This window comes from Bryobacter aggregatus MPL3 (assembly GCF_000702445.1).
Classification (GTDB): domain Bacteria; phylum Acidobacteriota; class Terriglobia; order Bryobacterales; family Bryobacteraceae; genus Bryobacter; species Bryobacter aggregatus.
In genome coordinates this window covers 2,249,404-2,262,954 of the sequence record NZ_JNIF01000003.1, presented here as the reverse complement: position 1 = coordinate 2,262,954, position 13,551 = coordinate 2,249,404, and the positions used below count along the sequence as shown (strand labels likewise).

10 protein-coding genes and 1 tRNA gene are annotated in these 13,551 nt (G+C 55.6%); 5 read left to right on the top strand and 6 right to left on the bottom strand.

Annotated elements, in window-relative coordinates; translation table 11 throughout:
• Positions 1-21 precede the first annotated feature (21 nt).
• Positions 22-3,477 carry an outer membrane beta-barrel protein gene (locus M017_RS0110615; protein WP_031497830.1) on the bottom strand — a complete coding sequence of 1,152 codons (3,456 nt, stop codon included), beginning with the start codon at positions 3,475-3,477 and terminating at the stop codon, positions 22-24.
• A 154-nt stretch (positions 3,478-3,631) separates the two neighbouring features.
• Between M017_RS0110615 and M017_RS0110610 the strand changes: the two genes are divergently transcribed.
• Positions 3,632-5,587 carry an outer membrane protein assembly factor BamB family protein gene (locus M017_RS0110610; RefSeq protein WP_080507638.1) on the top strand — a complete coding sequence of 652 codons (1,956 nt, stop codon included), beginning with the start codon at positions 3,632-3,634 and terminating at the stop codon, positions 5,585-5,587.
• Between the two features lie 525 nt (positions 5,588-6,112).
• Here M017_RS0110610 and M017_RS0110605 read toward each other — a convergent pair.
• Together M017_RS0110605 and M017_RS0110600 are read right to left on the bottom strand one after the other, a co-directional pair.
• Positions 6,113-6,532, bottom strand: coding sequence for a ferritin family protein (locus M017_RS0110605; RefSeq protein ID WP_031497828.1), 420 nt, complete (start codon positions 6,530-6,532; stop codon positions 6,113-6,115).
• Positions 6,533-6,611: 79 nt separating this feature from the next.
• Positions 6,612-7,073 (bottom strand): ferritin-like domain-containing protein, encoded by a 462-nt coding sequence (locus M017_RS0110600; RefSeq protein ID WP_051669839.1) that lies wholly within the window; start codon positions 7,071-7,073, stop codon positions 6,612-6,614.
• Between the two features lie 103 nt (positions 7,074-7,176).
• Here M017_RS0110600 and M017_RS0110595 point away from each other — a divergent pair, with 103 nt between their 5' ends.
• Positions 7,177-8,109 carry a catalase family peroxidase gene (locus M017_RS0110595; RefSeq protein ID WP_031497826.1) on the top strand — a complete coding sequence of 311 codons (933 nt, stop codon included), beginning with the start codon at positions 7,177-7,179 and terminating at the stop codon, positions 8,107-8,109.
• Here M017_RS0110595 and M017_RS0110590 read toward each other — a convergent pair.
• Positions 8,078-8,917: a VOC family protein gene (locus tag M017_RS0110590; protein WP_035957765.1), complete on the bottom strand. Its 840-nt coding sequence runs from the start codon at positions 8,915-8,917 to the stop codon at positions 8,078-8,080. The genes M017_RS0110595 and M017_RS0110590 overlap by 32 nt on opposite strands.
• 1 nt (position 8,918) lies before the next feature.
• Complete coding sequence (locus tag M017_RS0110585; RefSeq protein ID WP_031497824.1) at positions 8,919-9,527, bottom strand: NAD(P)-dependent oxidoreductase; 609 nt, start codon at positions 9,525-9,527, stop codon at positions 8,919-8,921.
• A 75-nt stretch (positions 9,528-9,602) separates the two neighbouring features.
• On the opposite strand from M017_RS0110585, the gene M017_RS0110580 reads away from it, so the two are divergent.
• From M017_RS0110580 to M017_RS0110560, 3 genes are all read left to right on the top strand, one after another.
• Positions 9,603-9,679, top strand: a tRNA-Met gene (locus M017_RS0110580).
• A 728-nt stretch (positions 9,680-10,407) separates the two neighbouring features.
• A complete protein-coding gene (locus M017_RS0110565; protein WP_031497822.1) occupies positions 10,408-10,656 on the top strand; it encodes a hypothetical protein in 249 nt (82 codons plus the stop codon).
• A gap of 102 nt (positions 10,657-10,758) precedes the next feature.
• Complete coding sequence (locus M017_RS0110560) at positions 10,759-12,201, top strand: aldehyde dehydrogenase family protein (RefSeq protein ID WP_031497821.1); 1,443 nt, start codon at positions 10,759-10,761, stop codon at positions 12,199-12,201.
• A gap of 96 nt (positions 12,202-12,297) precedes the next feature.
• On the opposite strand, the gene M017_RS0110555 is transcribed toward M017_RS0110560, so the two are convergent.
• Complete coding sequence (locus tag M017_RS0110555; RefSeq protein ID WP_051669437.1) at positions 12,298-13,419, bottom strand: IS630 family transposase; 1,122 nt, start codon at positions 13,417-13,419, stop codon at positions 12,298-12,300.
• Between the last annotated feature and the right edge of the window lie 132 nt (positions 13,420-13,551).

The following is a 13,551-nucleotide window of genomic DNA, read 5'->3' as shown; positions in this document are numbered from 1 at the left end:
TTGTCCTTGTAGCTGAAGCTTCTAGAAAGCGATCTTCAGACCGAGTTCGAGTTGACGGCCAAAGTAGTTCCCACGTTGGCGAATCGCTTGGCCGAAAGTCGAGCTCGTGACACCGAGATCGGGATCTGCTCGATTCAGCCGGTTTGTCGCATTGTAGGCGCTCATCTTCAGTTCTGTTTTGATGCGCTCCGTGATGCGGAAGTTCTTCGAGAGTGTCGCATCCAACTGCAGCGTCATTGGCCCCGTGAGACCGCTGTAGTTGATTGGGTTCGTTCGCGGCGTAAAGGCTGGCAGCACTGTGAAAACACTCTTATTGAACCAGGCTTGTGGCGTGGGATTGCTGATGCGTGGATCGCCGGTCACTTGCAGGGCACCAAAGTTCAGGAATGCCCCCGAGTTTGCGTAGATCGCACCCAACACCTGCCAGCCTCCCAAGACGCCATCGAGGATGCGATTCGAGTTGCTCATCCAAGCCCGTCCTTTTCCAAAGGGAAGTTCATAAGAGCCCGCTCCATTCAGACGATGCCGGGGATTTGCACTCTCGATGAGGCGAGGCTGATTCGCATAGTATTCCGGATCGTTGAAGAAACCGTCGTTCCGCTCCCGGATATAGGCATAACCCATCAAGAAGTTAAACCCATTCTGGAAGGGGCGCCGAGCCTGAATCGCAATGGATTGGTAGCGATTGCGGAATCCATTGTTGCCCACCTCAAAGATGCTGCCATATTGCGGATAAGGATTGAGCAATGAACCAAGCGTCACCGTGGGTGCATTGCGGTTGGGACCGGGAAACTGCGCCGGAGTCAGGTATTGGTAGAACGGATTAGCAACCGTTGCCTGCAATGCACTCTTATAGGTGTAGGACAGTTGCGGATCCTGCAGGTTGCGATTGCGGGAATAGAGCTGCCCTTCTCCGTAGTTAATAAAAGCCGTTGCATCGACAACAATCTTGCCAGGAACCTGACGCTGGATCGAGAGCGAGAGACGGTCGTTGGTCGGCCGGCGCATATTCTGGTTGAACCACAACGAGGGCGCACCACCCAGCCCAAGCGCGGCGCCAAACCCCTTCCCGCGTGGCGGAATCAAAGGATTCTTGTCGGCTGGGTAGGGGTTGGACAACGTAGCCTGAGGCACACCATTGAGCAAGCCCTGCGCGGATTGTGTCGCGTCATACCCCATATAAGCCGGCTCCAGATAATTGAGCGCTTCAAATCCACTGAACGGGGCATCGATGAAGGTGTATTCGGAAGGTGTTGAGAAGCGCGAGTAGCCAAAGCGCACCGACATCTTGTCGTCCACTCTCCAGGCCAGACCAAAGCGCGGCATGAAGTTGTTCCACTGGCGATTCCACGAGTAGGGGTTCTTGTTGTCAGTGAAATACCATTGGCCGTTCCACTGCAGCGGTTGAGCCGGATAGGCTCGCAACTCTGGTGGCATCACAGGTGGATTCGCGGTGAGATCGGGATTTGCTGCATTGAGATCGAGGTAGCGGGACATCTGGTGCTCGGGGTCATACCAGGGAGTATCGAACTCATAACGAAGACCAATGTTCAGTGTGAGATTGCGGTTTAGCTTCCAATCGTCCTGGAGGAAGAAACCAAAGAACTCGCTGCGCGGCTGCTTCACAGGCTTGACGATCGCGCGGCTATTGTTATCGATGGCTCCGAGCAGGAAAGTGGCGTACTCATGGCCCACCACACGAGTGTTCGGAGCGTTGAAGGTATCTGCAGTCAGCGCCTGAGGAAAGCTGAACAGGGTATTGCCGGTGACAAGGGAAGCGCCGCCGGAATGGCGGAATTCCGCGCCGGCCTTCCAATAGTGAGTGCCACGAGCCTGAGAGATTTTGGCACTGAAGCTATTGCCACTCGGATGCTGATACCAGTAGGTCCCGCCCATCCCGAAACTCGAACTTCCGATATTGATCCCAGGAATATAGCTGGGCAGCTGATCCGCGCGGACAAAGGACTTGTACCAATCGCTATTGGGCCAGTACTTGGAGAGATTCGAGCTGGGGAAGTAATCGCGAGGAGAATCAAAGTCGTCGACCAGATTGTGATAATCGCCGTGGATATTCACAATCGTGGTGGCATTGAGGGTCCAGACAGCGTCCCCGACAACAGAGGTCGCATGGCGGGCCGAGGGATTCTGCACAATGTACAGCGGAGACTTGTTCTCTGTAGGGTCATTCGAGGTGGTGATCGTATGCAGACGTGAATAACGGCCAGAGACACGCCACTTCTCGTTGATGACATAGTCAACACGATCAGAGAAGTTCCAATAGTCCGTCCGATTCGAGAGGATCGTCTTGAAGTTATTCAGGTTCGTGATGTTGTCGGGTGTCGCATTCGGCTTCCAAAGCATTCCCAGAAACTGCTGTGAGGTGGGGTCAAAACGGCTGGTGGGGATGCGATTCCCAGCAAAGGGCGTGCGTACCACGGCTCCAGTAGCCGCGTTGAACTGCGTGCTGAAGGGATCGTAGATGGTGCGGATGCCACCATCGATGTTGCGCGATTGTGAAAAGTCGCCCTGGCGTTCAAGATCGGTAGGGAGCGTACGGAAATAGCTGATGGGGTTCTGCTGCTTCCAGACTTCATAGACCGCGAAGTTGAACAATTTGTTTTTGAGAATGGGATTGCCGAGAGAGGCGCCATACATGTTGTTCCGGGCCAGAGAACGGGAGTTGGCAGTACGGTCAGTGAGCGCGTTGAGGGCGGGATTACGGCCAAGATACCAGACATTGCCATGCCAATCATTGGTGCCCGAACGCATCGAGATGCTGATGCCACCGCCGGCAGAATGGCCGCTTTCAGCGTCGACGGAATTCTGCTGTACGTTGACTTCCTGAACAGCATCCTGAGGCGGAGTGTAGGTAGCCTTGTGCCCGATGCCGATGGGCGACCCGTCGACAAGCAGGTCGTTCTTTAGATTCGTACCACCGCCGAGTTCAACGGAATTTGCGGCCCAGGAGTTGTAAGCATTCATCTCGGTGCGGGTGTTGACCGCATTCGGAGAAAGCAGACTGAGCTTGAATGGATTCCGGTCAAAGCGGGGCAGATCATTGGCGAGTTTCGTGTCAATCGTCAATTGGACATTTGCATTATTCACGTTGACCTGGACGGGATTGTCACTGACTGTGATCGATTCCCCGGCAGAGCCAGGATTCAGAACAGCATCAATGGAGAGGCTCGCTCTGGCCTCCACGAGGATGATGGTTTGGACAAATTTCTTAAAGCCAGCGTATTCCACCTGGAGTTGGTAGTTGCCGGGCTCAACATAATCAAAGATATAGGCGCCCACATCATTCGTTTGGCGCGTGGTCAGGACACCGGTGTTTATGTTTTTCAATTCGACAGTGGCACCAGCAATAATGCCTCGAGTTGAGTCAGTGACAAGGCCTGTAATTCTCCCGCGATAATCCTGGCCCGATAGCAAGCAACAGATCGCGAGTATCCATAGAAATAATCGAATACTTTGCATTGTTAGGGACAATATCACAACTTCGAATCGGCAATCCGAAACAGCCTTTCTCCTCACATTTTCAGCACTGCAAATTGCTGTTTGGAATGAATCGAGATGGCCTGGCTCTCGAGCCGCTGCCAGAATCGCTTGCGCTGAGGATAATATTGATTCCATGAAGTTGTCTGCTCGATTGAGCCTTCCGGCGTTCCTACTCTTCTCTGCTTTGACTTTTGCCCAGGACCAGACAGCTGGCCAACGTGCTTATGACAGCCGCTGCGGACGATGCCATGGAGGCGATGGACGCGGAAGCGATATGGCCCCAGCCCTGCTGCGCGGCGTCGGCACTCGAGATGACGCACAACTGGCATTGTTGATCCGCAACGGGATTCCGGGGAAGATGCCCGGGAGCAATGTGGGCGATGAAGAACTGAAGGCATTGATCGGCCACGCGCGATTATTGCGAATGCGCTCGCGGCAAAGGCCAATTGTCCGGGAGACCTTACAGTTGACCGATGGCCGCACGCTGGAAGGCGAAGTGCTTGGGGAAGGCTTTAGCGACAAACAACTGCGCAGCAACGGCAAACTTCATCTGCTCCGCCGTGTAGAGGGTGGCAAGTATCGCGAAGTCACTTCTTCCATCGACTGGCCCGGCTACAACGGCGATCCACGTGGGAACCGCTACACAACGATGACGCAGATCAACAAATCGAATGTTGCGGGGATGACGGCAAAGTGGGTGTTCCCAGTTCCGAATGGAGCACGTCTGCAAGGGACACCGGTAGTAGTGGCAGGCGTCATGTATGTGACAGACGTCAACCAATGCATTGCGCTCGATGCAGGCACAGGGCGGCAGATCTGGCATTGGCGGCGGCCTGTAACGCCGGGTACCGTAGGCGCCAGTTCGAATCGCGGGGTAGCCGTGATCGAGGATCGGGTGTTCATCTCCACTGACCATGCGCATCTGGTCGCCTTGAATCGCCATACGGGCGAAGAAATTTGGGACGTAGAGACCGCCGACTACAAGCAGAACTATTTTGCAACCGGCGCGCCGCTTGCGGTGGGTGGCCTAGTGCTGGCAGGAGTGGGGGGCGGAGAGCATGGAACGCGCGGCTTCATTGCGGCCTATGACGCGAAGACCGGCAAGGAGGCTTGGCGCTTCTGGACCGTCCCCGGCAAGGGTGACTTCGGCTCGGAGACCTGGAAGGGCAAAGATCAGGAACACGGAGGCGGCTCCACTTGGCTCACCGGTACCTACGACCCGGAACTGGACACCATCTATTGGCCGATTGGCAATCCCTCCAAGGAATATGACGGAGCAGATCGCGAGGGCGATAACCTGTTCACCGATTCCGTTGTGGCGCTCGATCCGAAGACCGGCCAACGGAAGTGGCATTTCCAGTTCACGCCTCATGATCTTTGGGATTGGGACGCAACCGAAACTCCACTGCTTATCAATGCCGATTGGGAAGGTAAGCCGCGAAAGTTGCTGCTGCATGGCAATCGGAATGGCTTCTTTTATGTGCTGGACAGAACCAACGGCAAAGCGCTGTTGGTGAAACAGTTTGTGAAGAAACTGACCTGGGCAACCGGGATGACGCCGGAGGGACGCCCGATCAAGGCTCCGAATCAGGAACCCTCAGAAAAGGGCACCTATGTCTGCCCCTCGCAAGACGGCGCATCGAATTTCTATTCTCCGTCGTACATTCCAGCAACGGGACTCTTCTACTTCCAGACTTTCGAGAAGTGCAGTGTTTACACAAAACGGGACCAAGGGGACTGGACACCGGGCAAGGCCTATCTTGGCGGATCCCAGCAGACCGCTCCGGGAGTGGCGGAACACTATCTGCGGGCACTCGATATCAAGACCGGCAAGACCGTATGGGAATTGCCACAACCCGGCCCTGCGCAGGGATGGGGCGGGACGATCGCGACGGCAACCGGACTGATCTTCTTTGGAGAAGAGAACGGTGCGATGATGGCGGCCGATGCTACAACCGGCAAGCCGCTCTGGCGCTTTGAGACGAATCAGAATTGGAAGTCATCTCCGATGGCCTATCAGTTTGACGGCAAGCAATTCATCGCCGCAATCGCAGGTGGCAATGTGCTGGCCTTCGGATTGCCGGACTAGCACGAAGGATGATGACGCAGGCGAGGCGTCGCATGCCAGGCAAGTGCTCGCTCAAGGATTCTTACAAGTGCTTCGGAGTGGAACGATTCTCTCCACTCCGGCCTCAATCCGCTCTCGATCCAGTTTCAGAGCCATCGGCGTTGTTGCCGACCAGGCGTTGTATGGGTGCAAAGGCAAGCTGATGGCCAATGTTCGCTGTGTCTCTTGTCAAGGATCCCACCAGGAGTCTGCCATCGTTCAGGATAGATGTGGCGGAGCAAGATGATTCTGTCGGCCCATCTCACCGCAGATTGCCAAGACACTCGCTCACGGCGCACGTTTCCCAAACGCTAAACTCAGGCGACCCGGGAGCAAGCCCTCACCTGGCGTATCGCTGTTGTCGGTCACACTCGAAGGGACTGCCAGCCTGACGATGGCAAGCCACGATAATGACCGGCAACGCAAAGTCCTCAATCTTGGAAGTGAATTAGTGGCGCACGATCCAGGGACCGCCTGCACCACAGACAGGCATCGCCACTTCGTCCCTTAGGCGGTGATTGGCAGCGCTGGCCCGGTTGAGTCTGAAGGTTCGCTGATCAAGGATTGCAACTGTTGCAGCGAGTGCTCGACTTCCACAGCCTGTTCCCGCACCACAGCAGTTGCGTCCCCAAGCTTCCCACCAGCGATCGCCTTGCGAAAGGCCGCGTCGGTTCGATTGCCAGAATGAATCAGCTCTTCCAGAATGGATTGAGTATCACCGTTGGAAAGGCTTATCGGCGTGGCAGTCTCGAGCGGCTCAGGCTCTTCCAGAAAGGGATGTAACTGTTGGGCAAACTCGCGGCGCTGAATGGCATAGTGCTCAAACATCGAGCGCCAGTTGCGATTCTTAGTACGAGAAGCGGCCGCACGAAAAGCAGATTCGCTCTCGAGCATCGCGCCGATGAGATGGCCGATCGGGTTTGGCATAGAGTTCCTCCAGAAGATCTGCGGGCCGCGCCATCGAGCGCGACCCGTTGTTGTGCAAACGCGGAGCTCACCAGAATGGCTAGCTTTTGTAGCCATCCCGAAGCGCACGGATCGCATCATGCGCCGCCTTGATCTCATACGCTTGCTGCGCTACCAGTGGGGCCGCCGAGCCCAACTTTCCGCTTGCGGTTGCTTCGCGATAAGCCTTGACCGCTGCATCTTCGCCACGTTCGCATTCTTCCAGAATTGCGTGATCGTTCTTGCCCGTAACAGCCGACTTCACAGACATCCAGCCGCGATGTGCGGCGGCTGTAATTGAGCCAGAAGTTTCAGGGGTCTCGCCCTCCCGTCGCACCGTTTGCTGCAACTGCGCCACAAAGCTATGACGCTGGCTGGCGTACTTCTCAAAGGTCGATTTCAGATTGCGATCCGTGACATCCGCAACAGCGGCCTTGAAGCCATTCTCTCCGTCTTTCAGCGTTTCGATCAGATTGTTGATGATTGCTGTATCCACATCTTGATTGAAAGTTTGTGTAGTCATACCATTTGACGGAGGGTGCATTAAAGTGTTTCCCGCTTAGGTCTCACCGCAATCCCCCTGTGATTTTTGCAACATCGGCATTTGAAGTGGTTACACTTCGGCTATGTCCACTCCACGAAACGAACAGGAATCTGCGCTTGGCAAGGATGTTCTTGAAGCGCTTGATACGCTCAATGGTTATCACGCGGGGCATCGACCCGCCCACGCGAAAGGGCTGATGTTGCGAGGCCATTTCCAGCCTTCCCTCGAAGCGGGAGAGTTGACGACAGCACCTCATGCGCACACCGATTCCACGCCGGTCACCGTGCGATTCTCTGATTTCGCGGGAGTCCCGACAGTGCCGGATAACGATCCAATGGGAGGAGGTCCACGGGGTTGCGCCGTTCGCTTTCATCTTGGGGAGCACGTGCATACGGATCTTGTGGCCCATTCAGTCGATGGCTTCCCCGTCCGCACTGCTGAGGAATTTGTGGAGTTCTTACGCGCCATTCCGCGGAGCGGACCGGATGCCCCCAAGCCCAATCCGTTGGACATCTTTCTCAGTACCCGACCCAAGGCCGTACAGTTCGTGACTACGCCGAAGCCCTTTCCGGCAAGCTTTGCGACCGAGGCTTTCTTTGCCGTGACCGCAGTGAAATTCATCAATGCCGCCGGAGAAGTTCGTTTTGGACGATTCCGAATCAAGCCAGAAGCAGGAACCTCTTACTTGACAGATGAGGTAGCCGCTACAAAGGGGCCTAACTATCTGTTTGAAGAGATGGCTGCACGTCTCGCGCAAGGGCCAGTCCGGATGAAAGTAGTGGTGCAGATGGCTGAGCCCGGAGATATCGTGGACGATTCCACGGAGCACTGGCCCGCAGACCGGCCGGAAATCAGATTTGGAAGCCTGGAGTTGAACGAGACCGTATCAGAAGAGAGGATCATCTTCGACCCGGTTGCCAGAGTCAGCGGAATTGAGTCCTCCGGCGACCCGCTCTCGGAACCGCGAGCTGCTGCCTATCTGATCAGCGGCCGGCGACGTCGAGCAGCAATGTAAGTCCCCAGGGATCCGTGGCTCGGTTCCCTGACAAAAGGATGCCCAGACCCGCGAGACGGTCTGCCGCCGCCTCGCGGGCCTGGGTTGTCGGAAGCAAGAGATGCCACTGGAGAAGCCGGGCGTCGTCCGAGGTCGCAACCGGCGATTGCGCAGCCCAGGTATTGAGTCCGATGTGATGGTGGTATCCGCCCGCGGCTACAAAGAGCGCTCCAGGCAAGCTCCGGACCGTCATCTCCATGCCCAACCCTCCGGTGTAGAAGCGCTCTGCGCTGTCCAGATCACTCACATAGAAGTGCACATGGCCCATGATGGTGCCTTCCGGAATGCCTTGCCAGCCTTTCGGCGTCACCACGGCAAGAAGTTCCCGGGTCCGCAGTGGGTCGACACTTCCTACGATCTCGCCATGGTGGTAAACCCACTCACTCCGGGGCCGGTCGGCATAGACTTCAATATTGATCCCGTCAGGGTCTTCGATGTAGATCGCTTCGCTGAAGAGGTGATCGGAAGCACCAAAGGGAGTTCGCGTATCCGAGAGATGTACCAGAAAATTTGCAAGATCCTGCCGGCTGGGCAGGAGAATCGCAAAGTGATACAAACCTAGAGTTCTTCGCCCGATGATGGGAACGATGCCAATGCGCTGCTCCAGCTCCACTAAAACCTCTGTGGAGGTGCCGAGAGCAGCAAAGCCAGGCCGGGAATCCAGCAACTTGAGCCCAAGAACAAACTGATAGAAGTGCAGGGAGCGATCCAAATTGGAGATTGCAAGACGGACCCTTCCGACACGAGTTTCTGCTGGCAGAATCGACATATCAATAGGCAAGAGTAAAGCGGGAGCGAGAGTGTTGCGGCTTCTCGAGCTCATCGACCAGGGCGACGGCAAAATCTTCCGCAGAGATCCTGCTTTGCCCCTTGGCATCCGTGAGGAGAAGATTCTGGCCGAGCCGGAACTTTCCCGACCGGATTCCGGGTTCGATCAAGGCGGCCGGGCTCAGGCAGGTCCAATCGAGATTCGATTTCTGGAGCAGGTCAAGCGCTGCCACGTGTGCCAATGCGATGGGTTTCCAGGAAGCAGGAAAGTCTGGAGTATCGACAAGCCGATGTCCGGGAGTCACATCAAGACTTCCGGCGCCGCTCACCACGAGGAGGCGCTTGGGGTGAGCAGCAATAAGCGATTGCGTCGCCAGCAAGAGGTCCGATGGGGAACTCGCCGGCGGGCTATAAGCGCTAATAACGGTAGGAATGCCATGGATGGCTTTGGCGATGCTGGCATGGTTGAGAAGATCGGCATGCCGGTAAGGGACGCCGTCTACTTTTGTCGCATGCCGGGAAATGGCCGTGACATGATGGCCACGGGTGAGCAATTCGTTGAGAATCCGGCTTCCGATCATGCCGGAGGCACCAATCAGGGCGACATTCATTTGCTTTAGTGATGCGAATGAAAAGGAAGTGATGCAAGATCTTGACCTGGATGGGTAGGATTGCTACATTAGTTGAGCGGGGTGGAGCAGCCTGGTAGCTCGTTGGGCTCATAACCCAAAGGTCGCATGTTCAAATCATGCCCCCGCAACCAACCTATCGGCCTGAGGCTTAGTTGTAGATCTTTTCGGCCCGTAGTTAATTCCCCCAACCTCTCCATCGTTATTGATTCTGAAGCCTAGCACGTTGGGTTAATTTTAACCCCTTCAGCAACAATTTTTCTTTCAGAATCAATAAGTTGCTGATGAGATTAGCCGTCCTACCGACAAACTGGCACCCAAACTGTTTCCAATCTTGTTTTCTAAACTTGACGGCACGTTCGACTTTCATAGCAGTTCGTGGCGGATAGACTGTTGGAAAGTCGCTATCCTTTACGCGAGAAGTCTATCCATTGAACAGATCGGCCGAGGGCTTTACCGGCTTGCCAGTGATCAGGGGCTCCGTACCACAGATTAGAGCGCGATCGCGGCTAGTGCACCAAAGACGGTGTTTGTCTGATCTCGGCGCTGGCCCATCACTGGCTTACTGCGCAAGTACCACAGAAGATCACCCAGCCGTGCTCAACTGCCTCGCATTGAGGCTTATCAATGACGCAGAGTCCGCCGCGGACTCGATCGTGAGATTCGAGGTAGTCTTGCGTCCTATGCGCTGCAAATGGATGTCCCATTTCCCCGCTCCGCGTACGATCGAAGCCGACCCAATGCAAATCCTTACCCAAGAGCTCATCGGTTGGTGAAGTGGAGCACTGGCGTCCATAGTGAATTTGTTAAAGGGGATGCTCCCCCGGCCAGCAGGCGAAGCCCGTCGTGTCTGAACAGCTGCTTGGGGACAGTACGTTGCATCACCCTCGGTACCCCTGTCTATAACCGGGCCGCGGGCGCCTGGCAACTGACGGTTCGCATCACCAACACGAGCGGCAAAACATTGACGAAGCTCGCCTTCGCCTTGGACACCCTCGCAGCCGGCTGGACCGTCACCAACGGCGATGCAGCGATTGCGGCAGCACCTACAAGAACTTCAACGATCTTGCCGACGGTGCAACTGTGCAAGAGAAGTGGCGCATTGCGCTAGTTACTCCCGTGCGTAGTTCGGCCAGAATGAAATCATAGCCGGGTCCAGAGAGACTCGGCGAAGTTGGGCAAAGATTGCTGAAGGTCATAAAGGTAAACCCAAATGAACGAAAACGAAACCACCGCTCTGGTAAGAGTCTTTGATCGCGCCTACATCAACGGCAAGTTCGTCACACCACACGGAACCCAGGCCGTTGACCTAGTGAACCCGACCAACAACACCGTGATCGGCAAGGTCATCATGGCGGATGAGATCGACACCCGTCAGGCCATCGCCGCAGCCAAGGAGGCGTTCCATACTTTTTCGCAAAGCAGCAAGGAATACCGCATGGACTGCTTGCAGCGGTTGCATGATGCCGTTGCCAAGCGAATGGATCAACTCGTTGACGCAACGGTTCTGGAATACGGCGCTCCGCAAGACCGCGCGAAGAGCTCGAACAACCTCGCGGCGAACATATTCCTGCACTTCAAAGAAGTTCTCAAGGACTTCGGTCTCGTAAGAACTGTCGGGACTTCCAAAGTCGTCATGGAACCAGCGGGCGTGGTGGGCATATTTACGCCTTGGAATTCGAGCGCCGGTTCGATTGCGATCAAGATGGCTCCGGCAATCGCTGCCGGATGCACTGTTGTCATCAAGCCCAGCGAGATGAGCGCAATGCAAACGGAAGTGTTGATGGACGCTTTTCATGAAGCCGGCTTGCCTCCTGGCGTTATCAATTTCGTGACCGGCCTCGGTGAGGTCGTCGGAACGGAGTTGACGAAAAGTCCCGACATTCAAAAGATCGCGTTCACCGGTTCGACGCAGATCGGAAAACTGGTCGCGAAGAACTCCCTGGACACGATGAAGCGCTTGACGCTGGAACTCGGCGGCAAGTCGCCGAACATCATTCTGGATGACGCCGATTTCTCCATCGCCATTCCGATGGCTGTCGCAGCTTGTTACCTGAACAACGGTCAAGCCTGCATCGCGGCTTCGCGCCTGATCGTGCCGGAAGACCGGCTGGGCGAAGTGAAGCGGTTGGCGAGAGCGGCCGTCGAACAAATCAAGACGGGCGATCCGCGAAACAAGAATGTGACTCTCGGCCCATTGGCCAGCAGAAAGCAGTATAAGCGCGTTCAGGAATACATCAAGTCGGGCATCGAGGAAGGCGCGGAACTCATTATCGGCGGAGAAGGTCATCCTTCTGGACTTGAGGATGGGAATTTCGTGAAGCCCACCGTGTTCGCCAATGTCACACGTGACATGCGGATCGCGAAGGAAGAGATCTTCGGACCGGTCTTGTCGATATTGACGTACAAGACGGAAGCTGAAGCCATTGAAATAGCCAACGACACCGAATTCGGGCTCATCGCCTATGTAAGCTCGGCCAACCCGGAACGCGCGAACCGTGTGGCGCGCAAACTTGCTGCCGGCCGAGTCCTTATCAATACAATAGGCCACGATCCATTTGCTCCCTTCGGTGGCTTCAAACAATCAGGAATTGGTCGGGAAGGGGGGATCTTCGGACTGCAGGAGTATCTGGAGCCCAAAGCGATCCTCAGCTAACCCGAGAAATCTCCCGAAATGAAGGCCGTGTCAAGACGAAACTAAGCCTCCCAGTTGAGGGCAGAACTCAAACGACCTGTTGACTAGTCTCCTGAGTCATTGATTTCTAGCAGAAGTGTTCGGTTGATGGGCGGCAAGGGTGGTTGAAGCAAAGCGGGCGATGGACTCAAGAATTTGAGAGGCAGATTTGGTCCAGAGGAATGGTTTGGGTTGCTCGTTGTGCACGGCAATGAACTTCCGAATAGCGTCCTCTAGTTCCGAGACGCTTCGATGAGAGCCACGCTTGATTTGCCGTTGTGTCAACAACGCAAACCAGCGTTCGACTTGGTTCAACCAAGAGGCATGTGTGGGAGTAAAGTGCAGATGATACCGGGGCCTCTTTTGGAGCCACTGTCGAACCTTGGCGGTCTTGTGCGTTCCGTAGTTATCCAGCACCAGATGGACATCCAGGTCGGCAGGGGCGGCCGCATCGATTTTTTTCAAGAAATCGAGGAACTCTACAGAGCGATGACGGCGATAGCATTTGCCCAATACCCGGCCGGTGGCGATATCCAGAGCCGCAAACAGACTGGTCACTCCATGTCGTTGATAGTCGTGCGTGCGGCGCTCAAGTTGACCGCTTCGTAGCGGCAACACGGGTTGGTTCCGGCTTAGCGCCTGGATCTGACTTTTCTCATCCACGCACAGCACCAACGCATGATGCGGGGGCGACAGATAGAGCCCAATAATGTCCCGCACTTTGTCAACCAGCAACGGATCGTTCGACAACTGGAAGGTTTCGCTTCGATGTGGCTTCAGACCAAAGGCACGCCAGATGCGGCTGATGGTGGATTGACTCAGTCCTGTTCTCGTCGCCAGCATTCGGCTGGACCAATGGGTTGCTCCCTTGGGGGCCTTCTCCAGTGTGAGCCGGACGACCTGCTCAATCTTGTCGTCGCCGATTTCTCGTGGCGCCCCGGGCCGAGGCTCATCTCCCAAAGTTGAGATCCCGCCCACAATGAAACGATTACGCCAGAATCCAACAGTAAACCCAGTTGTCCTCAGCTTCGCCGCAACTGCGGCGTTACTCAATCCGCCGTCGCATTCCAGGATGATTCGTGCCCGAAACGCTGTTGCTCGGGACTTTCTTGGCTGCCGCACCAACCGTTCCAACTCTTCCCGTTGCTGCTCGGTTACCACCAACTCCTGCTTCTTGGGTCGTCCTCGCTTCGCTTCCATGCTTCAACCATAGAACAAGCGGTTATATTATGCCAGCCACTTAGGACTCAGGACACTAGACAACAAAGAAAGTTATTTATGGACACAGTATGGTTGGGAAACTGGAAGTCCGGCCGCTTCAAGGACAATCAG